This window comes from Janthinobacterium sp. CG3, assembly GCF_000344615.1.
Taxonomy (GTDB): domain Bacteria; phylum Pseudomonadota; class Gammaproteobacteria; order Burkholderiales; family Burkholderiaceae_D; genus Janthinobacterium.
Genome location: NZ_KB467825.1, coordinates 223,165 through 243,403, shown reverse-complemented (window position 1 = coordinate 243,403; position 20,239 = coordinate 223,165). Strand labels below are relative to the sequence as shown.

17 protein-coding genes are annotated in these 20,239 nt (G+C 66.6%); 12 read left to right on the top strand and 5 right to left on the bottom strand.

The features are described 5' to 3' along the window. Positions 1-48: 48 nt before the first annotated feature. The 9 genes from JANGC3_RS0125615 (at position 49) to JANGC3_RS0125575 (ending at position 8,991) form a co-directional block, all read left to right on the top strand. Positions 49-789, top strand: coding sequence for an AzlC family ABC transporter permease (locus JANGC3_RS0125615; RefSeq protein WP_017879349.1), 741 nt, complete (start codon positions 49-51; stop codon positions 787-789). Continuing rightward, on the top strand, positions 789-1,121 hold the full coding sequence (locus JANGC3_RS0125610) for an AzlD domain-containing protein (RefSeq protein ID WP_017879348.1): 333 nt from the start codon (positions 789-791) through the stop codon (positions 1,119-1,121). Before JANGC3_RS0125615 ends, JANGC3_RS0125610 begins: the two co-directional genes overlap by 1 nt. A gap of 66 nt (positions 1,122-1,187) precedes the next feature. Continuing rightward, the gene (locus tag JANGC3_RS0125605; protein ID WP_017879347.1) at positions 1,188-2,402 is read left to right on the top strand and encodes a phosphoglycerate kinase; all 1,215 of its coding nucleotides are present in this window, start codon (positions 1,188-1,190) and stop codon (positions 2,400-2,402) included. Between the two features lie 180 nt (positions 2,403-2,582). After that, positions 2,583-4,031 carry a pyruvate kinase gene (gene pyk, locus JANGC3_RS0125600; protein ID WP_017879346.1) on the top strand — a complete coding sequence of 483 codons (1,449 nt, stop codon included), beginning with the start codon at positions 2,583-2,585 and terminating at the stop codon, positions 4,029-4,031. 83 nt (positions 4,032-4,114) lie between these two features. After that, positions 4,115-5,179 (top strand): class II fructose-bisphosphate aldolase, encoded by a 1,065-nt coding sequence (gene fba, locus JANGC3_RS0125595; protein WP_026133521.1) that lies wholly within the window; start codon positions 4,115-4,117, stop codon positions 5,177-5,179. A gap of 120 nt (positions 5,180-5,299) precedes the next feature. Further along, positions 5,300-6,193: a phosphoribosylaminoimidazolesuccinocarboxamide synthase gene (locus tag JANGC3_RS0125590; protein WP_017879344.1), complete on the top strand. Its 894-nt coding sequence runs from the start codon at positions 5,300-5,302 to the stop codon at positions 6,191-6,193. A gap of 1 nt (position 6,194) precedes the next feature. Then, the gene (gene purE / locus JANGC3_RS0125585) at positions 6,195-6,707 is read left to right on the top strand and encodes a 5-(carboxyamino)imidazole ribonucleotide mutase (RefSeq protein WP_017879343.1); all 513 of its coding nucleotides are present in this window, start codon (positions 6,195-6,197) and stop codon (positions 6,705-6,707) included. Next, positions 6,707-7,945 (top strand): 5-(carboxyamino)imidazole ribonucleotide synthase, encoded by a 1,239-nt coding sequence (locus JANGC3_RS0125580; protein WP_035789071.1) that lies wholly within the window; start codon positions 6,707-6,709, stop codon positions 7,943-7,945. Before purE ends, JANGC3_RS0125580 begins: the two co-directional genes overlap by 1 nt. A gap of 11 nt (positions 7,946-7,956) precedes the next feature. Then, a complete protein-coding gene (locus JANGC3_RS0125575; protein WP_017879341.1) occupies positions 7,957-8,991 on the top strand; it encodes an L-threonylcarbamoyladenylate synthase in 1,035 nt (344 codons plus the stop codon). Positions 8,992-9,046: 55 nt separating this feature from the next. Here the strand turns inward: JANGC3_RS0125575 and JANGC3_RS0125570 are convergent, their stop codons facing one another. Further along, positions 9,047-11,905 (bottom strand): bifunctional diguanylate cyclase/phosphodiesterase, encoded by a 2,859-nt coding sequence (locus JANGC3_RS0125570; protein WP_017879340.1) that lies wholly within the window; start codon positions 11,903-11,905, stop codon positions 9,047-9,049. A 284-nt stretch (positions 11,906-12,189) separates the two neighbouring features. Between JANGC3_RS0125570 and JANGC3_RS0125565 the strand changes: the two genes are divergently transcribed. The 3 genes from JANGC3_RS0125565 (at position 12,190) to JANGC3_RS30175 (ending at position 16,492) form a co-directional block, all read left to right on the top strand. Further along, positions 12,190-12,918: a Crp/Fnr family transcriptional regulator gene (locus tag JANGC3_RS0125565; RefSeq protein WP_026133520.1), complete on the top strand. Its 729-nt coding sequence runs from the start codon at positions 12,190-12,192 to the stop codon at positions 12,916-12,918. Between the two features lie 102 nt (positions 12,919-13,020). Continuing rightward, a complete protein-coding gene (locus JANGC3_RS0125560) occupies positions 13,021-15,282 on the top strand; it encodes a PAS domain S-box protein (RefSeq protein WP_017879338.1) in 2,262 nt (753 codons plus the stop codon). A gap of 43 nt (positions 15,283-15,325) precedes the next feature. Continuing rightward, complete coding sequence (locus tag JANGC3_RS30175) at positions 15,326-16,492, top strand: response regulator (RefSeq protein ID WP_017879337.1); 1,167 nt, start codon at positions 15,326-15,328, stop codon at positions 16,490-16,492. Between the two features lie 16 nt (positions 16,493-16,508). Here JANGC3_RS30175 and JANGC3_RS30170 read toward each other — a convergent pair whose 3' ends face one another. The 4 genes from JANGC3_RS30170 to JANGC3_RS0125535 all read right to left on the bottom strand — a co-directional run. Further along, on the bottom strand, positions 16,509-17,843 hold the full coding sequence (locus JANGC3_RS30170) for a hybrid sensor histidine kinase/response regulator (protein WP_017879336.1): 1,335 nt from the start codon (positions 17,841-17,843) through the stop codon (positions 16,509-16,511). Between the two features lie 11 nt (positions 17,844-17,854). After that, the gene (locus tag JANGC3_RS0125545; RefSeq protein ID WP_026133519.1) at positions 17,855-19,321 is read right to left on the bottom strand and encodes an ATPase domain-containing protein; all 1,467 of its coding nucleotides are present in this window, start codon (positions 19,319-19,321) and stop codon (positions 17,855-17,857) included. 4 nt (positions 19,322-19,325) lie between these two features. Then, the gene (locus JANGC3_RS0125540) at positions 19,326-19,730 is read right to left on the bottom strand and encodes a hypothetical protein (RefSeq protein WP_017879334.1); all 405 of its coding nucleotides are present in this window, start codon (positions 19,728-19,730) and stop codon (positions 19,326-19,328) included. A gap of 214 nt (positions 19,731-19,944) precedes the next feature. Then, the coding region (locus JANGC3_RS0125535) for an IS4 family transposase (RefSeq protein WP_026133518.1) at positions 19,945-20,239 on the bottom strand (295 nt) is incomplete at its 5' end.

Below are 20,239 nucleotides of genomic sequence, written 5' to 3'. Positions count from 1 at the left end.
CAGCGCCGCCGCCGCCCCTGTGGCGGGAAAACCACAGCGGTGGCGCGCATGAGCGATCCTTCCCGCCGCGCCGCCGCGGCCTATGGTGCGGAACACGACGAGGCGTCCTGGCGCGCCGGCCTGAGGACGGGCGCGCCGACCTTGTTCGGCATCGCCGCTTGGGGCTTGGTGGTCGGCGTGGCGATGGTCAAGAGCGGCTTGAACGTGCCGCAGGCGCTGGCCATGACCTTGCTGGTGTTCGCCGGCTCGGCGCAACTGGCCTCGCTGCCCCTGATCGCCGCGGGCGCGCCCATCTGGGTTATTTTCACCACGGCGCTGGTGATCAATTTGCGCTTCGTCATATTCTCGGCGTTGCTGGCGCCGCATTTCGGCCATTTGCCGTGGCGCCAGCGCTTCTTCCTCGGTTACGTGTCCGGCGACCTGGCGGTGCCGCTGTTCCTGCAACGCTATCCGAGCGACAAGCCGGCGGTCGGCAAAGTGTCGTTCCTGAAAGGGTTGGTGATTCCTAACTGGACCACCTGGCAAGTCGGCTCGATCGCCGGCATTTTCCTCGGCAGCGCCGTGCCCGCCGAATGGGGGCTGGGCTTTGCCGGCACGCTGGCGATTATCTGCATCATGGTGCCGATGGTGGCCGGGCGCGCCGCGCTGTGCGGCGTGCTGGTGGCCGGCGCCGTGGCGGTGTTGACGGCGGCGCTGCCATACAAGCTGGGCCTGCTGGCCGGGGTGCTGGCCGGCATGGTCAGCGCGATGGCGGTGGAAGAATTGTCTGGAAAACGGAAGGATAAATAATGGCTGAATGGGAAATCTGGGCCACCATCGCGGTGCTGGCCGTGGCCACGGCGGCCACGCGCAGCTCGTTCTGGCTGGTCGGCCACCACATCACGATACCGCCGCGCGTCAACGAAATGCTGCGCTTCGCGCCCAGTTGCGCGCTGGCCGCCATCATCGCCCCCGACTTGCTGCTGGAGGGCGGCCGCCTGCACCTCGACGTGTCGAACGTGAAGCTGCTGGCCGGCGCCGCGGCCATTGTTTTTTACCTGGCGCGGCGGAATATGTTGCAAACGATTGTATTCGGCATGGTGGTTTTCACCGGCTTGCGTTTGTTGCACGTTTTGTCATAAACGGCTTGGCCGGGCCGCCCTTGCGGTAAAATAGCGCACTTCCTTCCACCCATCATTTGGATCGCCATGACCGCTGTGCTCAACTTCATCCGTTTGCAAGACTTGATCGCGCAAGATGCGCTGCAGGGCAAGCGCGTTTTCATCCGCGCCGACTTGAACGTGCCGCAAGATGACGCGGGCAACATCACCGAGGACACGCGCATCCGCGCCTCGGTGCCGGCGATCCGCGCCGCGCTGGCCGGCGGCGCCGCCGTCATGGTCACTTCGCACCTGGGCCGTCCGACCGAAGGCGAGTTCAAGCCGGCCGACAGCCTGGCGCCGGTCGCCGCGCGCCTGGCCGAGTTGCTGGGCCAGCCGGTCGAGCTGAAGCGGGACTGGATCGACGGCGCCGGCCTGGAGGCGCTGGCCGCCGGCCAGGTGGTGCTGCTGGAAAACGTCCGCGTCAACAAGGGCGAGAAGAAGAACAGCGACGAACTGGCGCAAAAAATGGCCAGGTTGTGCGACGTGTATGTCAACGACGCCTTCGGCACCGCCCACCGCGCCGAGGCCAGCACCCATGGCATCGCCAAGTTCGCGCCGGTCGCCTGCGCCGGCCCGCTGCTGGCGGCCGAGCTGGACGCGCTGGGCAAGGCGCTGGGCGCGCCGGCGCGCCCGCTGCTGGCCATTGTGGCCGGCTCGAAAGTGTCGAGTAAGCTGACCATCCTGAAGGCGCTGGCCGACAAGGTCGACCACCTGATCGTCGGCGGCGGCATCGCCAACACCTTCATGAAGGCGGTTGGCTTGAACGTCGGCAAGTCGCTGGTCGAAGCCGACCTGGTCGAGGAAGCCAAGGCGATCATCGAGATGATGGCCGCGCGCGGCGCCCAGGTGCCGATTCCTAGCGACGTGGTGTGCGCCAAGGAATTCTCGCCGACGGCGGTGGCGACAGTGAAGGCGGTGGCCGACGTCGCCGACGACGACATGATCCTCGACATCGGCCCGCGGACGGCGCAACTGCTGGCGGCGCAAATCGCCGGCGCCGGCACCATCGTCTGGAACGGCCCGGTCGGCGTGTTCGAGTTCGACCAGTTCGGCGAAGGCACCAAGACGCTGGCGCTGGCGATTGCCGAATCGAAGGCGTTTTCGATCGCCGGCGGCGGCGACACGCTGGCCGCTATTGCAAAATACGCTATTACCGATAAAATTAGCTATATCTCTACCGGCGGCGGCGCCTTCCTGGAATTCCTGGAAGGCAAGACTTTGCCGGCGGTCGAGATCCTGATGCAGCGCGCCGCCAAGTAAGGCGGCAAACCAGCGGCGCGGGGCCGGGGTCGGACCCCGGGCGCCAAGGCGGCAAGGCCTGGCCGCGGATTCGCGGCCCTGGTTTACATATTGTCAACACCGGCGCACGTGCACTTGGACGCTGCGCTTTTTTACCTTGCCCTCCGGGGCCGTCGTCGCAATCCACGCACAAGGAATCCTATGTCCCGCGGTACCAAAATCGTTGCAACCATCGGCCCCGCATCCACCGATCTGGGCATTCTGATCCGCATGATACGGGCGGGCGTCGACGTGGTGCGCTTGAACTTCTCGCACGGCAAGGCGCAAGACCATATCGAGCGCGCCGCGCTGGTGCGCCAGGCCGCCGCCGAATGCGGCCGCGAAGTGGCCATCATGGCCGACATGCAGGGTCCGAAGATCCGCGTCGGCAAGTTTGAGCAGGGCAAGATCCAGCTGGAAAACGGCGACAAGTTCATCCTCGACGCCAAATGGGGCGAGAACGGCGAACTGGGCAACCAGGAGCGCGTCGGCCTCGACTACAAGGCGTTGCCGCGCGACTTGCACAACGGCGACGTGCTGCTGCTCAACGACGGCTTGATCGTGCTGGTGGTCGACAAGATCGTCGGCAGCGAAATCATGACCACCGTCAAGGTCGGCGGCGAGTTGTCCAACAACAAGGGCATCAACCGCCACGGCGGCGGCCTGACCGCGCCGGCGCTGACGGCCAAGGACATGGAAGACATCAAGACGGCGATGAGCTTCCAGGCCGACTACCTGGCGATCTCGTTCCCGAAAAGCGCCACCGACATGGAAATGGCGCGCCAGCTGGCCAATATCGCCGGCGAGCCATACCACCACAAGCCGATGATGATCGCCAAGATCGAGCGCGCCGAAGCCATTCCGGTGTTGCAGGAAATCCTAGACGCCTCCGACGGCATCATGGTGGCGCGCGGCGACCTGGCCGTGGAAGTGGGCAACGCGGCGGTGCCGGCGCTGCAAAAGCGCATGATCAAGATGGCGCGCGCCTCCAACAAGCTGGCCATCACCGCCACGCAGATGATGGAATCGATGATCGTCAACGCCGTGCCGACCCGCGCCGAGGTGTCCGACGTCGCCAACGCGGTGCTGGACGGCACCGACGCCGTGATGACCTCGGCCGAGACCGCCTCCGGCAAGTACCCGATCGAAACCGTCGAGATGATGGCGGCGATCTGCGTCGAGGCCGAACAATCCGAATACAACAAGCTCGACGCCGACTTCCTCAACGTGCGCTTCACCCGCATCGACCAGTCGATCGCCTACGGCGCGCTGTTTACGGCGCACCACCTGCGCGTCAAGGCCATCGTCGCCCTGACCGAGTCCGGCTCGACCGCGCTGTGGATGAGCCGCCACAGCATCGACACGCCGATCTTCGCCCTCACGCCGAGCATCGCCACGCTGCGCAAGGCCAGCCTGTACCGCAACGTGCGCGCCTACCATCTGCTGCAGAAGGACGACACCGCCGCCGTGCTGAAACAAGCCGAGGATTTGATGGTCGCCAACGGCATCGTCAAAAAAGGGGACATGATAGTCGTCACCTGGGGCGAACCGATGGGCCAGGTCGGCGGCACCAACGCCTTGAAGATCGTCAAAGTCGGCGAATTTGAATAAAGAATGAATAACAGCCGGCAAGCGGCGGCCCGTCCCGGCCGCGCTTGCCGCCCCCAGGTTTTTCTATTGTTTGGAGTATTACCATGTCTCTCGTATCGATGCGTCAACTGCTGGACCACGCCGCCGAACACGGCTACGGCCTGCCCGCCTTCAACGTCAACAACCTTGAACAAGTGCAAGCCATCATGGCCGCCGCCGACGCCGTCGGCAGCCCGGTCATCATGCAGGCTTCGGCCGGCGCCCGCAAATACGCCGGCGAGGCCTTCCTGCGCCACCTGATCGACGCCGCCGTCGAAGCGTATCCGCACATTCCGGTCGTCATGCACCAGGACCACGGCCAGTCGCCGGCGGTGTGCATGGGCGCGATCCGCTCCGGCTTCACCTCGGTGATGATGGACGGCTCGCTGGAAGCGGACGGCAAGAGCGTCGCCTCGTACGACTACAACGTGGAAGTGTCGCGCGAAGTGGTCAAGTTCTCGCACGCCATCGGCGTCACCGTGGAAGCCGAACTGGGCGTGCTCGGTTCGCTGGAAACCATGATGGGCGACAAGGAAGACGGCCACGGCGCCGACGGCGCGATGACCCGCGAGCAATTGCTGACCGACGTCGCGCAAGCGGCCGACTTCGTCGCCCGCACCCAGTGCGACGCCCTGGCGATCGCCATCGGTACCTCGCACGGCGCCTACAAGTTCTCGCGCCAGCCTACCGGCGACATCCTGGCGATCGACCGCATCAAGGAAATCCACGCGCGCATCCCGAACACCCATCTGGTCATGCACGGTTCCTCGTCGGTGCCGCAAGAGCTGCTGGCGATCATCCGCGAATTCGGCGGCGACATGAAGGAAACCTACGGCGTGCCGGTCGAGGAAATCCAGGAAGGCATCCGCCACGGCGTGCGCAAGATCAACATCGACACCGACATCCGCCTGGCGATGACGGCCGCGGTGCGCAAGTACATGTACGAGAACCCGTCCAAATTCGATCCGCGCGACTTCTTGAAGCCAGCCCGCGAAGCCGCTACCCTGGTCTGCAAGGCGCGCTTCCTGTCGTTCGGCTGCGAAGGCCAGGCCGCCAAGATCAAGGTCATCCCGATGGACAAGATGGCCGAGCGTTACAAGTCGGGTGAGTTGTCCCAGATTGTGAAGTAGAATTCTGTTTGGAATGGACTGATTCCCACAAAAATCAGTCCAAATCTCTTGACCGGCTAGCAAGGTTTTCCCTGCGCCGGTTTTCGCTTTTCTATACCGCTAGTCTATTTACCTCCCGCTATGAACAGCCTTTACCAAACCTCTATTACGTCCCTGCCACTCCTTGGCCATGGCAAAGTCCGCGACAACTACGCCGTTGGCGAGGACAAGATCCTGATCGTCACCACCGACCGCCTGTCGGCGTTCGACGTCGTCATGAACGAGCCTATCCCCGGCAAAGGCATGGTCTTGAACCAGATGAGCGACTTCTGGTTCGACAAGCTCGGCCACATCGTGCCGAACCACCTGACCGGCGTGGCGCCGGAATCCGTGGTGGCCGCCGACGAAGTAGAGCAGGTCAAGGGCCGTGCCGTGGTCGCCAAGCGCCTGAAGCCTATCATGGTCGAGGCGGTGGTGCGCGGCTACCTCATCGGTTCGGGCTGGAAGGACTACCTGGACACCGGCAGCGTCTGCGGCATTACGCTGGCGCCCGGTTTGCAGCAGGCGCAAAAACTGCCTGAGCCGCTGTTCACCCCGGCCGCCAAGGCCGACCTGGGCGAGCACGACGAGAACATCAGCTTTGCCGACATGGAAAACCGCATCGGCGCCGAACTGGCCGCCAAGATGCGCGACGTCAGCATCGCCCTGTACCAGGCCGCCTCCGAGTACGCGGCCACGCGCGGCATCATCATCGCCGACACCAAATTTGAGTTCGGCCTGGACGAGAACGGCGTCATGCACCTGATGGACGAAGTGCTGACCGCCGACTCTTCGCGTTTCTGGCCGGCGGACTCCTACCAGCCTGGCATGTCGCCACCGTCCTTCGACAAGCAGTTCGTGCGCGACTATCTGGAAACCCTGAGCTGGGGCAAAACCGCGCCGGCGCCGGCGCTGCCTGCCGACGTCATCGACAAGACCCAGGCCAAGTATTTCGAAGCCATCGAGCGCCTGACCGGCCAGAAGCTGAAGGCCTGATATGAGCGAGCAAAAGCAGTTGCACAATATGCCGCTGGTCGGCGTCATCATGGGTTCGTCTTCGGACTGGGACGTGATGCAGAACGCGGTCGCCATCCTCAAGCAGTTCGGCGTACCGTTTGAAGCGCAAGTGATTTCGGCGCACCGCATGCCCGACGAGATGTACGCTTATGCCAAGAGCGCGCGCGCGCGCGGCCTGCGCGCCATCATCGCCGGCGCAGGCGGCGCCGCCCACCTGCCTGGCATGGTGGCCGCGATGACCATCGTGCCTGTGCTGGGCGTGCCGGTGCCGTCGAAGTATCTGCGCGGCGAGGATTCGCTGCTGTCCATCGTGCAGATGCCCAAGGGCGTGCCGGTGGCCACCTTCGCCATTGGCGAAGCCGGCGCCGCCAACGCCGCGCTGACGGCGGTGGCCATCCTCGCCACCACCGACGCCGTGCTGGCCGACCAGCTCGAAGCATTCCGCCAGAGCCAAACCGATGCCGCCAAGGCCATGATCTTAGCGCTTGCATAATGAGTAATCCGCTTTCACCTCAGCTTTCCCCGCAGTTGCCAGCGCAGTTGCCTCCCCTGCTGCCTGGCGCCAATCCGCCCGCCTGGCTGGGCGTGATGGGCGGCGGCCAGCTCGGCCGCATGTTCGCCCAGGCCGCCCAAGGCATGGGTTATCAGGTGGCCGTGCTGGAGCCGGCCGATGACTGTCCGGCTGGCCAGGTCGCGCAGCGCCTGGTCAAGGCCGGCTACAGCGATGCCGCCGGCCTCGACGCGCTGGCCGCGCAATGCCTGGCCGTCACCACCGAATTTGAGAACGTGCCGGCTGACAGCCTGTCGCGCCTGGCGCAGCAGGTGTTTGTCGCGCCCAACGCGCATGGCGTGTCGGTGGCGCAGGACCGCATCGCCGAAAAACGCTTCTTCGTCGATTGCGCGCCCAGGTCGGGCGTGATGCCGGCACCGCACAAGGTGATTGCCTCGCACGAAGACATCGCCGCCATCGGCGACGAGCTGCTGCCTGGCATCCTGAAAACCGTGCGCCTGGGCTACGACGGCAAGGGCCAGTTGCGCGTGCGCAGCCGCGACGACGTGCGCGCCGCCTTCGACAGCATGGACGGCGTGACTTGCCTGCTGGAGAAGATGCTGCCGCTGGCCTACGAGGTTTCGGTACTGACCGCCCGTGGCGCCGACGGCGAATCGGTGGTCTATCCGATCGCCGAGAACGTGCACCGCGACGGTATCCTGTTTACCACCACCGTGCCGGGGCCGAACGTCTGCGCCGCCAGCGCCAAGATGGCGCAGCAGGCGGCGCAAGCCATCGTTGCCGAGCTGGGCTATGTCGGCGTGCTGTGCATTGAATTCTTCGTGCTCAGCGACGGCAGCCTGGTCGTCAACGAGATGGCGCCGCGGCCGCACAACAGCGGCCACTACACGATGGATGCCTGCGTCACCAGCCAGTTCGCGCAGCAGGTGCGCGCGATGGCGCGCCTGCCGCTGGGCGACGTGCGCCAGCATTCACCGGCCGTGATGCTCAACATCCTCGGCGACGTCTGGTTCAGCGACGACTCCGACGCGACGCGCGAACCGGCCTGGGACCAGGTGCTGGCGCTGCCGGGCGCCTGCCTGCACCTGTACGGCAAGGATGATCCGCGGCGCGCCCGCAAGATGGGTCACCTGACCTTTATTGCGCCGACGCTGGCGCAAGCGCAGCAGCAGCTCGACGCCGCCTGCGCCATCCTTGCGATTGACAAGGCGGCAGCGTGAAGCAGCCGGCTATGGGTCCAGCTGACGCTGGCCAGGACAGCACTGCCATCGCCACGGCGGCGGCGATCCTGGAGCAGGGCGGCCTGGTCGCTTTTCCCACCGAAACCGTCTACGGTCTGGGCGCGGACGCCGAAAACCCGGCCGCCGTGGCCCGCATTTACCAGGCCAAGGGCCGTCCGCTCGACCATCCGGTGATCGTCCATCTGGCGCCCGGCGCCGATCTCGACTACTGGTCCGACGACATTCCCGAGCAGGCCCGGCAACTGGCGGCGGCCTTCTGGCCCGGCCCGCTGACCTTGATCCTGAAACGCGCCGCGCGCATCCCCGACGCCGTCTCCGGCGGCCAGGACACGGTCGGCCTGCGCTGCCCGTCGCACCCGGTGGCGATCGCCTTGTTGCGCGCCTTCAAGGGCGGCAAGGGCGGCGTCGCGGCGCCGTCGGCCAACAAGTTCGGCAACGTCAGCCCGACCACGGCGGCGCACGTGCGCGACGAGTTCGACGCCGAATGCGACAGCGACTTCATCGGCGAGGTGCTCGACGGCGGCCAGAGCCAGGTCGGCATCGAGTCGACCATCGTCGACCTGTCGCGCCTGGCCACGCACGGCCCGGTGCTGTTGCGGCCCGGCCACATCAGCGCCGAGCAGATCGGCGCCGTCATCGGCCAGTTGCCGGCCGCGCCGGACGCGGCCGCGCCGCGCGCCTCCGGCACGCTGGACGCGCACTACGCGCCGCGCACGCCGGTGGCGATGCACAGCGGCGACGAGCTTGCCTGCACGCTCAACCGCTTGCTCAACGCCGGCCACCGCGTCGCGTTGATCCATTACTCCGACTTGCCGCCGGCCAGCGCCAGCGTGCGCCTGCCGGAGACGCCGGACGGCTACGCGCACGCCTTGTACGCCTCGCTGCGCACGATGGACCACGTCGGCGCCGAGCTGATTTTGGTCGAGGCGCCGCCGTCCGGCCCGGACTGGCTGGGCGTCAACGACCGGCTGCGGCGCGCCGCCTTCGGCTCCGCCGGCGTGTTGCAGCGTTTCCTCGACGAGTAAGTCCAAGGCCATCGGTCGGGTTAGCCGGCCCGGCGTCACCCGTCGGCCCGCCCGCTCAGGCGCAGGCCAGGCTGGGCAGGCCGCGGCCCTCGCGCAGCAGCTGCTCGAACGCCGCCGCCGGCAGCGGCCGGCTGAAGTAGTAGCCCTGCATCTGCTCGCAGCCGTGGGCGCGCAGGTAGTCCAGTTGCTCGGCCGTCTCGACGCCCTCGGCGACGACGCTCAGGCGCAGGCTGTGCGCCAGCGAAATGATCGATAGCACGATGGCGGCGCCCTCGGCGTCGTTGGCGATGTCGTTGACGAAGGACTGGTCGATCTTCAACACGTCGATCGGGAAGCGCCGCAGGTATGACAGGCTGGAGTAGCCGGTGCCGAAGTCGTCGATGGCGACGTGCACCCCCAGGCCCTTCAAGTTGCGCAGGATGGCGATGGCCTGGTCGACGTCGTTCATGACCATGCTTTCGGTCAATTCCAGGTCGAGCAGGCGCGCCTCCAGCCCGGTCTCGCCCAGGACGTCGGCGATCGATTGCAGCAGCCCCTTCTGGGTGAACTGGCGCGCCGACAGGTTGACGGCGACGCGCAGCTCGCCCAGCCCGGCCAGTTGCCAGGCGCGGGTCTGGGCGCAGGCGGTGCGCATGACCCAGGCGCCGATCGGGATGATCAAGCCCATTTCCTCGGCCATGCCGATAAACAGGCCCGGCGCGATCTGCCCCAGGCGCGGGTGGTTCCAGCGCAGCAAGGCCTCCATGCCGACCACGCGGCCGCTGTGCAACGCCAGCTGCGGCTGGTAGTGCAGCTCGAATTCGCCGCGTTCGAGCGCGTGGCGCAGGTCGCCCTCCAGGCTCAGGCGCTCCAGCGTGCGCTGGTTCATCGCCGCCGTGTAAAACTGGAAGTTGTTGCGGCCCAGCTCCTTGGCGCGGTACATGGCGATGTCGGCGTGCTTGGTCAGCGCCTCGGCGCTGGCGCCGTCGGCCGGGTAGATCGCCACGCCGATGCTACAGGTGAGGAAAAATTCGTGCCGCTCCAGGTACAGCGGCTGGGCCACCGCGTCCATGATGCGTTCGAGCACCGCCAGGCCGGCGCGCTCGTCGCTGTACTGCGGCAGCACCAGCACGAACTCGTCGCCGCCCAGGCGCGCCACGGTGTCGGCGTCGCGCGTGGCCGCCTGCAGCCGCCCGGCCAGGGTTGTCAGCAGCGCGTCGCCGGCCTCGTGGCCGAGGGTGTCGTTGACAATCTTGAAGCGGTCCAGGTCGACGAACACCACCCACAGCGGGTTGCCGTCCTGTTCGGCGGCGGCGATCGCCTGGCCCAGGCGCTCGCGCAGCAAGTTGCGGTTGGCCAGCCCGGTCAGGGTGTCGTGCTTGGCCTGGAACTCCAGCTCGGCCTCGAAGCGCATCACCGCCGTGACGTCGTACTGCGCCACGACGAAATGGCTGACGGCGTCGCCGCCCTCTTCGCGCACCGGGGCGATGAACAGGTCGCTCCAGTAACTGCCGCCGTCCTTGCGGTAGTTGCGCAGCAGCGCGTGGCCCTCGCGCCGTTCGCGCAGCGCGGCGCGCACCTCTTCCAGGTTTTGCTGGTCCGCCACGCGCCCCTGCAGACATTCGATGTTGCGCCCGAGCACCTCGGCGGCGCTGTAGCCGGTGATGCGCTCGAAGGCCGGGTTGACGTATTCGATCGGGTAGTCGGGCGCCGCGGCGCCGCAGATGACGATGGCGTTGGCCGATACCTCGATGGCTTTTTCGCGCAGGCGCAGCGCGCGTTCGTTGCTGGCGCGTACGGCGAGGTCTTCGGACAGGCGCAGGTTGGCGAACTGCAGCGCGGCGGTGCGCGCGCCGGCGACGCGCTCGATGGTGCCGTTGCGCGACACCAGGGTGTAGACGTGGGCGGCGGCGAACAGGCTCGACAGGATGCCGCCGAGCAGCGCGTACAGCGAGCCGTGGCGGCCGTCGGTAATATGCGCCGGCGCCCGCGCCACCTCGACGTACCAGGGTTGGCCGGCGACGTCGAAGGAGGTGCCCTGCGGCGCGCCCTGGTCCAGCCAGAGCCAGCGCGGCAGCGGCCAGCCGGCGCCGGCGGCGCCGGCGTCGCCGTGGCGGAACGCCAGCTGGCGCCGGTCGGCGCCGGCCGCGGCGTAGACGTCGACGCTGACCCCGGGGGCGTCGAGCAGGCCGCCGGCGCCGAGCAGGGTGTGGATCAGGCGGTCGACGCGGAACATGGCGGCGGTTTCGCCGACCACCGCGCGGCGCCGCGCGGCGGCCGTGTCGAGCGGCGCGCCGCGCAGGTAGACCGGGGCCAGCACCAGGAAGCCGGTGTGCCAGCCCTGCTGCTGGGCCAGCGACAGCAGGCCGGTGGCGGCCGGCCGGCCGCTGGCGCGCGAGCGCTCGCGCGCCTCGCCCTGTTCGCGCGCGACGGCCGTGTCGAGGCCGAAGGCGGCGACGTTGCCGGCCGGCGGTTCGAGGTAGTCGACGACGTTGTAGCTGTCGCGCACGCCGGCGCGGCGCAGGCGGCCGTCGGCCAGTTCGTTGATCTGGAAGTCGGGGAAGCGGCGCCGCATCGCGCGCTCGAAGGCGGCGCGGTCCTGGTGCCGTACCAGGCGCTGGAAGCTGAGCGCCTGGATCTCCGGGTAGCGCTGCAGCAGCGGCGCGGTGAAACTGCGGAATTGTTCGCGGCTGACCGGGTCGACGCTGCGGAACAGTTGGTTGAGCACCGTCAGTTGTTCGACCGCGTCGGCCAGGCCGCCGGCGACGGCGTTGCTGCGCAGTTTGGCGGCCTGCTGGAACTCCAGCGCGCGGGTGTGCGACTCGACTTTGCGCACCGAGGCGAACAGCAGCGCCGTCAGGCCCAGCCCGACCGCCAGCGTGATCAGCGCCGACACCGACACCGACACGCGCACCCGGCGAAATAGTTTGTCCATGCGTGACTCCCCGCAATCAGCGCGTGTCGGGATCGAACCAATGTCAAACCGGCATCAAGCTGTTGCCGACTATAGGCCGGCGCCCGCCACCCATACCTACGCTCGCGTACATAGCGGTGGCGACATCGCTATGTACGGTACCGAACAGACGGTGCTAGCCCGAGGGCAATACAGTCCGGGCGGACGGGCGCGCCTGTGTTACCCTGTCCTGTGGCGACTCTCGTTCGGACGCCTTCATCCTCTCCCCCCCGCTAGCTGACGACTGGAAGCAGGAATACCGATATATGGCACGTGCGCACGATCCGAATCAAAACCACATTCTGGCCGCCTTGCCGCACGCCGACTTCGAGCGTCTGGCGCCGCATCTGGAACTGGTGCCGATGTTGCTGGGCGACGTGCTCTACGAATCCGGCGGCAAGTTGCACCACGTTTATTTTCCCACAAGCGCCATCGTTTCGCTACACTACTTGCTTGAAAATGGAGGCTCGTCCGAGATCGCCGGCGTCGGCAACGAGGGCGTGCTGGGCGTGTCGCTGTTCATGGGCGGCGACACCACGCCCAGCCGCGCGGTGGTGCAAACCGGCGGCCACGGCTACCGCCTGAAGGCGCAGTTGCTGATGGAGGAGTTCAACCGCGCCGGGCCGGTGATGCGCCTGCTGCTGCGCTACACCCAGGCGCTGCTGACGCAAATGTCGCAGACGGCCGTGTGCAACCGCCACCACTCGGTCGAGCAGCAACTGTGCCGCTGGCTGCTGCTGACGCTGGACCGCCTGCCGACCAACGAATTGACAATGACGCAGGAATTGATCGCCAACATGCTCGGCGTGCGCCGCGAGGGCGTCACCGAGGCCGCCGGCCGCCTGCAGGGCTACGGTTTCATCAGTTACCGGCGCGGCCACATCACGGTGCTGGACCGGGCCGGCCTGGAGGGCGACGTCTGCGAGTGCTACGCCGTCGTCAAGAAGGAGTTCGCGCGCCTGCTGTCGGACGTGCGCCAGCGCCAGGCGGCCTAGGCCTAGTCAACACCAGCATGCCGGTGCGCCGGCATCGCGGCATTGCCGCCACCTTGTGGGAGCCGAGGCTTGCGCTCCCAAGCAGTTGATCAAGGTTACAATATGATGCAAACGAATCACACCATGCCGGCCGAGCGCCTATTGTCCATCGGCTTCGGCGCCACCTTGCTGGTGCTGCTGGCGCTGGGCGTCGTGCTGGCCTGCGGCGGCGCCGCATCGCTGCCGGTGCTGCTCGCCGTCGAGGCGGCCATCGCCGGGCTGCTGCTGTTCCTGGCGCTGCTGCACCGGCGCATCCGCCCGCTGCTGCTGCGCCCGGAGGTGCCGGTCTCCGAACCGTTGCTGAAGGCCGGCGCGTTGCAGGACGCCATTTTCAACAGCGCCAACTTCTCCAGCATCGCCACCGACGCCCAGGGCGTGATCCAGATTTTCAACGTCGGCGCCGAGCGCATGCTGGGCTACGAGGCGGCCGACGTCGTCGACAAGATCACCCCGGCCGGTATTTCCGACGCCCAGGAGGTGGTCGCCCGCGCCGCCGCCCTGAGCCTGGAACTGGACACGCCGATCACCCCCGGCTTCGAGGCGCTGGTGTTCAAGGCCTCGCGCGGCATCGAGGACATCTACGAGCTGACCTACATCCGCAAGGACGGCAGCCGCTTCCCGGCCATCGTCTCGGTGACGGCGCTGCGCGACGCCGAGGGCAAGGTCATCGGCTACCTGCTGATCGGCACCGACAACACGGCGCGCAAGCGGGTCGAGGCCGAGCAGGCCGTGCTCGACCAGCGCCTGCGCGACCAGCAGTTCTACACCCGTTCGCTGATCGAGTCGAACATCGACGCCTTGATGACGACCGACCCGCGCGGCATCATCAGCGACGTCAACCAGCAGATGGAGGCCTTGACCGGCTGCACCCGCGACGAGCTGATCGGCGCGCCGTGTAAAAACTACTTCACCGAGCCGGAGCGCGCCGAGGCGGCCATCGGCCGCGTGCTGCGCGAGGGCAAGGTCACCAACTACGAGCTGACCGCCATTTCGCGCGACGGCACGGAGACGCTGGTGTCGTACAACGCCAGCACCTTCCACGACCGCGAGCGCAAGTTGCAGGGCGTGTTCGCGGCGGCGCGCGACATCACCGAGCGCAAGCAGTTCGAGCGCACGCTGCAGGAAAACAACGTCGAACTGGAAAGCGCGACGGCGGCGGCCGAGAAGGCCAACCTGGCCAAGTCCGAGTTCTTGTCGAGCATGAGCCACGAATTGCGCACGCCGCTCAACGCCGTGCTCGGCTTCGCCCAGTTGATGGCGTCGGAGACGCCGCCGCCGACGCTGCCGCAGCAGCGCTCGATCGACCAGATCCTCAAGGGCGGCTGGTATCTGCTGCGCCTGATCAACGAAATCCTCGACCTGGCGATGATCGAGTCGGGCAAGGTCACCATGTCGCAGGAGGCGATGTCGCTCACCGACGTGCTGCAGGATTGCCAGGAAATGATCGAGCCGCAGGCGCAAAAGCGCGGCATCCGCATGCAGTACCCGTCGTTCGACCTGCCGCTGTACGTGCACGCCGACCGCACCCGGGTCAAGCAGGTGATGATCAACCTGCTCTCGAACGCCATCAAGTATAACCAGAACGGCGGCTCGGTCGCCGTCGAGTACGCGCTCGGCGAGACCGGCCGGGTGCGCGTGAGCGTGCGCGACACCGGCGCCGGGCTGGCGCCGGAGCAGCTCGAGCAGTTGTTCCAGCCGTTCAACCGCCTGGGCCAGGAAAGCAGCACCGAGGAGGGCACCGGCATCGGCCTGGTCGTCACCAAGCAACTGGTCGAACTGATGGGCGGTCAGATCGGCGTCGAAAGCGAAGTCGGCGTCGGCACCACCTTCTGGGTCGAGCTGGAGGCGTCCAGCGCGCCCGTGCTGGAGGCCGGCCACGCCACCGCGCCGCAGATGGCGCAGCAGGAGTCGGCGCTGCGCACCCTGCTCTACGTCGAGGACAACCCGGCCAACCTGGCCCTGGTCGAGCAATTGATCGCCCGCCGCAGCGACCTCAAGCTGTTGACCGCGATCGACGCCCACCTGGGCATGCAACTGGCGCGCGCCTACCAGCCCGACGTCATCCTGATGGACATCAACCTGCCCGGCATCAGCGGCTACGGCGCGCTCAAGCTGCTGCACGACGACCCCGTCACCCAGCACATCCCGGTGATGGCGCTGTCGGCCAACGCGGTGCCGCGCGACATAGAAAAAGGCCTGGACGCCGGCTTCTTCCGCTACCTGACCAAGCCGATCAAGGTGCTCGAATTCATGGACGCGCTCGACCTGGCGCTGCGCCACGCGACCGAGCACGGCCTGGCCGAGACCGACGAGGCCGGACGATAATGCCGCACACCACCCGTACACCGTTTTTTTTGGGAACACCGTAATGTTGCAAGCCTCCGAAATTCTGAACGCCAGCATCCTGATCGTCGACGACCAGGAAGCCAATGTCATGCTGCTCGAACAAATGCTGCACAGCGCCGGCTACACCCGCATCGTCACGACGATGGACCCGCGCGCGGTGCACGCCCTGCACACGGCGCAGCGCTTCGACCTGATCCTGCTCGACCTGCAAATGCCCGAGATGGACGGCTTCGAGGTCATGGACGGCCTGCGCGGGATCGAGCCGGACGGCTACCTGCCGGTGCTGGTCATCACCGCCCAGCCGGGCCACAAGCTGCGCGCGCTGCAGGCCGGCGCCAAGGACTTCGTCAGCAAGCCGTTCGACCTGGTCGAGGTGAAAACCCGCATCCACAACATGCTCGAGGTGCGCCTGCTGTACCGCAAGCTGGACGACTACAACAAGGTGCTGGAACAGACGGTGCTCGAGCGCACCGCCGAGCTGCGCGAGAGCGAGGCGCGCTTCCAGCGCTTCACCGAGCTGTCGTCGGACTGGTACTGGGAGCAGGATGCGCAGGGCAAGCTGACCAAGTTTTCCGGCCCGGTGCAGGAAATGCTGGGCATCGGCGCCGAGGCGGGCGACGCCGGCGTCATGGCCGGCCGTTGGAACGCCGACGAGCGGGCGCTGTTGAACGACAACATCGCCAACCGCCGGCCCTTCCTCGACTTCATCTACAGCCGCGTCAACGCCGACAACAGCATCCAATACCTGCAGGTCAGCGGCGAACCGATGTTCGACGCCGGCAGCCGCTTCGCCGGCTACCGCGGCATCGGCATGGACGTCACCGAACGGATGCGCCCGAACCGCGAGCAACTGCGCTTCCGCGGCGCCATCGACGCGCTCGAAGTGGGCATTTGCCTGCTCGACCCGGCCACGCTGCGGGTGGTCGACGCCAACGAGACCGCCTGCGCCATGTCGGGCTACAGCCGGCAGGAGTTGTACGCGCTCGACATGGCCGACTTAGGCGTCGGCGACGGCGCCCAGTTGCAGCAACGCTTCAACGCGCTGCTGGCCGGCGGACCGGTGCACCTGCAAAGCGCGGAGCTGCGCCACAAATCCGGCGCGATACTGCCGGCGGCGATCAACTGGCGCGCGGTGCAGAGCGGCGGGAAATGGGTCATCGTCGGCGTCATCGCGCGCGTAGGCGCGTAGGCGCGGCGGCGCCGCTTCAGGCCGAACGCGCCTGGCCGCGCGCCGCGCAGTGGGCCGCTATCGCCGCAGTCAAGGCGTCGGGGTCGACCGGTTTGACGAAATACCCGTCGAAGCCGGCCGCGATGGCGTCGGCGCGGTCTTGTGGTTGGCCGTATCCAGACAAGCCCAGCAGCAACGGCTGGCGGCCGCGCGCCGAGGCGCGCAGGATGCGCGCCAGTTCAATGCCGCTCATCTCCGGCATGCCGATGTCGCAAATCACGACATCGTAGAGGTCGTCTTGCACCATCGCCAGCGCGGCTCTGGCGCTGGGGGCCGTGCTGACCTTGTGCAGGTCCAGTTCGAGCAGCAGTTGCAGGGTCTCGGACGCGTCGGCGTTGTCGTCGACCAGCAGTATTGTGCAGGTCGGACACGCCGGGTGGGCGTCCGGCGCGGCCGCGCAGCCGCAGGGGGCGACCGTCGGCAGGGTGACCAAAAACACGCTGCCGCAGCCGGGGCCGGCGCTACCGGCCGTCACCGTTCCGCGGTGCATCTGCACGATGTTGCGGACAATGCTTAAACCGATGCCGAGTCCGCCTTCGGTGCGCGCCGGCGAGCGCGAGCCCTGGGTGAACAGGTCGAAAATATGCGGTAACAAGTGCGCGCTGATGCCGGCGCCATTGTCGCTGACCGCCACCTCGACGCGCTGCGCCAGCGCTGTCACGACAACGCGGATGCAACCGCCCTCCGGGGTAAATTTGGCGGCGTTGGCGAGCAGGTTCGAGAACACCTGCGTTAGCCGCACATGGTCGCCGTCGATGCCGACCGCGCCGGGCGGCGCCTCCAGGATCAGCCGCTGCCGGCGTGCGTCCAACGCCGGCTGGACGGCTTCGACGGCCCGCTCGAGTACGTCGGCCAGCAGGATCGATTGTACTCGCAGCGAGATCTTGCCGCTGTTGATGCGGGCCGCGTCCAGCAAGTCGTCGAGCAGGCGTGATAAATGGCCCGCCTGGCGGCCAATGATGGCTTGCAGTTGGCCGAGCTGGGGCGAGGCGTCGGGCGTCTTGCCGATCAGCGCGGCCGCACCGCTGATCGGCGCCAGCGGGTTGCGCAATTCGTGCGCCAGCATCGCCAGGAACTCGTTTTGGCGCTGGTTGCTCGCCTCGGCCTCGTCGCGCAGGTTTTGCGCGTTGATGGTGGCCAGCACCAGGTTCTGGTTCGCTTCGAGCAACTGCGCGATCAAGTCTTCGCGCGCGTCATAGCCGCGCACCGGCGCGCGCCGTTCGGTGATCTGGTCCCACAGCGCGGCTTGGCTGGTCCGCGGCCCAGGGCCGCCGCCGCTGTCAAGTATCGCGCCGCTGTCAAGTATCGTCATGGCGCTGTCGCTTAATCCGACGTTGTGCTTGCTCTGGGGTGGCCCGAGAGCAGGCCTTCGAATGGCATCGGTCGCTCGTCGATCTCGATGCCGCGGTCGGTGATGACGTAGTGGCGCAGGTCGGTGCTGTGGGCGCTGCCGCGCACCTTGACGACGGAGATCACTTTGCTCAGGCGGCCCTCGATCTCGACGTAGCGCATGGCGACGATGGCGTCGACCAGGAAGGAGGTGTCGGCCTGGCTGAAGCGCATGTCGGTGAAACGGTCCTCCAGGCCGATGGTCACCAGCACGGTGACGCCCAGATTGGCCAGCGTGGCCAGGATGCGAAACACCGACTCGCGGAAATCCTGGCGGCCTTCGGGCGCCAGGTACAGGCCCAGTTCCGACAGCGAGTCGATGACGACGCGGGTGGCGCCGGTGCGCACGACCTCCTGCACCAGCTCGTCGAGTAACTCTTCAACCGGCAGGTCGAGTGCGCGGCCCTGGACAACGCTGACGGCGTCGCGCTCGAGCAGTTGCGCCAGGCGGGCGTTGCGGACAATGGCGGAACCCTTTTCAAAGCAGGCCAGCACGCCTTTCTCGCCCAGGCGCGCGCCCTCGGCCAGGAAGGCCGCGCCGAGAATGGTCTTGCCCGAGCCGGACGGCCCCACCACCAGCACCGCGTGACCCAGCGGCAAGCCGCCGTCCAGCAACACGTCTAGCTGGGATACGCCCGTCGAGACGCGGCGGGTGTTCTGGTCGACCGGCAGGGCGCGGTCCCTGGCGGCCAGCGGCGGCAGCAGGCGTGGATAGATGCGTAAGCCGTCGCCGGTGATGCGGAAGGTATGCGAGCCAGACAAATGGGCGTGGCCGCGCATCTTGATGATGCAGATCTTGCGCACCGCCGAATTTTGCTCGACTTGCTGCGACAGCGAGAACAGGCCGTCGGCGACCGTCATCACCGGATTAGCCTCGACCTCGGCCGGCGCGTATTCGCCGATCAAGAACGTCGTCGCCTGCCAGCTGGTCATGCGCGTGCCCAGTTCCTGGACGAAGTGCTGCATGTCGGAGACGCCCTCGTTGCCGCTCTTGGCGGTCTGGATCACCGAGCGGAACGAGTCGACGAACACCAGCCCGGGGGCGAAGGTTTCGACCTCGCGGGTGATGCGTTCGAGCACGCCGCTGAAGTCGCCGGCGCGCAGGTTCTCGGCCAGGTTGACGTAGCGGATACAACTGTCGACCTTGTCGATGTCGAAAAACGCGAATTGTTGCTGGTAGCGTAGCATTTTCAGCGGCGGCTCGCCCAGCACGGTGAAGAACAGCGCCTTCTTCTGTGGGCTGGCGAGGCCGAACATGATCTGGTGCGCCAGCGTGGTCTTGCCGGTGCCGGGCGCGCCGGCGATCACGTTGAAGGAAAATTCGCTGAGGCCGCCGCCGAGCAGCGCATCGAGTCCCGGCACGCCACTCGGTTGGACTCCCAGGCTCACTTTGTCATTCATTTTTCTATCCTTCAGGCTCATCTGCCCATGCGGTGTTCAGAAGCCGAGTGGTGAGCGCCTCGCCGATTAAACCCGACAGCAGCCCGGTGAAGCTGTCGAGCAAAGCGAGGTTCGCGTTGTCCGCGCTGGCCGGGTCGATGGACGAGAGGTTTTCCTTCAAGCTCGAGAGGAGGGCGTCGATTGCCTGCGGCGACGGGCGGGGCGTCAACCCTGGATGCCTGTCGCCGACCAGACGCAGGGCCCGTCCATACAGCGCGCAGTAACCGGCCTCGCCGATCAACGGGCTCAAATGCCCCGCCAGCCGCGCCCAAACGCGCAACGCCCGGGCGACCGGATCGGCGCCGCCATTGCGCGCTACGACGGCCATCGCCCGCCGCACTAATAGTTGCGTGTCGTCATCTTTGTCCATTGCCGCTAGCTTTGCTGTGTGTATTGAACGCTACAGGCCCTGTTGCGCCACGCAATAGAGGTGAACTGGCTGCATTTAGTATAGCACCTTTACTATGGATAGCAGAAGTCATTTGTGTTTTAACTAAACACTTGGATGTGGACGATCCAATGCGGATTGGAAACTAAACTACCTTTTGGAATATAGCTATATTTGCCTAGTTTAAGACACCTCGTTATACACAACTCTTGAGCGCCCCCATTTCGCGTAGGGTGCGTATCGTTTCCGCCGCCACGTGAACATCCTTCAATCCAAGCCAGATCGTCTTGACGCCGGGCTCGCCATCGCTCTTGCGAGCGAGGAAGCCGCCGACGCAGGCGACTTGGCGCAGAACGTCGTTCAGGCGTGGCTTGTTCGGTGGCGTCTTTTTGCGCAGCAAATAGGCCGCTTGAATCTCATCCGGATCGAAGAACAGTTCCGCGTCCAGGTCCGGACAGGTCCGGCCCAAGCGCATCAAACGCGCAATGCGC

Bases quoted from the DNA above. Each gene is read 5' to 3' on its own strand.
- JANGC3_RS0125615 (WP_017879349.1), top strand. From the start codon at position 49: ATGAGCGATCCTTCCCGCCGCGCCGCCGCGGCCTATGGTGCGGAACAC.
- JANGC3_RS0125610 (WP_017879348.1), top strand. From the start codon at position 789: ATGGCTGAATGGGAAATCTGGGCCACCATCGCGGTGCTGGCCGTGGCC.
- JANGC3_RS0125605 (WP_017879347.1), top strand. From the start codon at position 1,188: ATGACCGCTGTGCTCAACTTCATCCGTTTGCAAGACTTGATCGCGCAA.
- pyk (WP_017879346.1), top strand. From the start codon at position 2,583: ATGTCCCGCGGTACCAAAATCGTTGCAACCATCGGCCCCGCATCCACC.
- fba (WP_026133521.1), top strand. From the start codon at position 4,115: ATGTCTCTCGTATCGATGCGTCAACTGCTGGACCACGCCGCCGAACAC.
- JANGC3_RS0125590 (WP_017879344.1), top strand. From the start codon at position 5,300: ATGAACAGCCTTTACCAAACCTCTATTACGTCCCTGCCACTCCTTGGC.
- purE (WP_017879343.1), top strand. From the start codon at position 6,195: ATGAGCGAGCAAAAGCAGTTGCACAATATGCCGCTGGTCGGCGTCATC.
- JANGC3_RS0125580 (WP_035789071.1), top strand. From the start codon at position 6,707: ATGAGTAATCCGCTTTCACCTCAGCTTTCCCCGCAGTTGCCAGCGCAG.
- JANGC3_RS0125575 (WP_017879341.1), top strand. From the start codon at position 7,957: ATGGGTCCAGCTGACGCTGGCCAGGACAGCACTGCCATCGCCACGGCG.
- JANGC3_RS0125570 (WP_017879340.1), bottom strand. From the start codon at position 11,905: ATGGACAAACTATTTCGCCGGGTGCGCGTGTCGGTGTCGGTGTCGGCG.
- JANGC3_RS0125565 (WP_026133520.1), top strand. From the start codon at position 12,190: ATGGCACGTGCGCACGATCCGAATCAAAACCACATTCTGGCCGCCTTG.
- JANGC3_RS0125560 (WP_017879338.1), top strand. From the start codon at position 13,021: ATGATGCAAACGAATCACACCATGCCGGCCGAGCGCCTATTGTCCATC.
- JANGC3_RS30175 (WP_017879337.1), top strand. From the start codon at position 15,326: ATGTTGCAAGCCTCCGAAATTCTGAACGCCAGCATCCTGATCGTCGAC.
- JANGC3_RS30170 (WP_017879336.1), bottom strand. From the start codon at position 17,843: ATGACGATACTTGACAGCGGCGCGATACTTGACAGCGGCGGCGGCCCT.
- JANGC3_RS0125545 (WP_026133519.1), bottom strand. From the start codon at position 19,321: ATGAATGACAAAGTGAGCCTGGGAGTCCAACCGAGTGGCGTGCCGGGA.
- JANGC3_RS0125540 (WP_017879334.1), bottom strand. From the start codon at position 19,730: ATGGACAAAGATGACGACACGCAACTATTAGTGCGGCGGGCGATGGCC.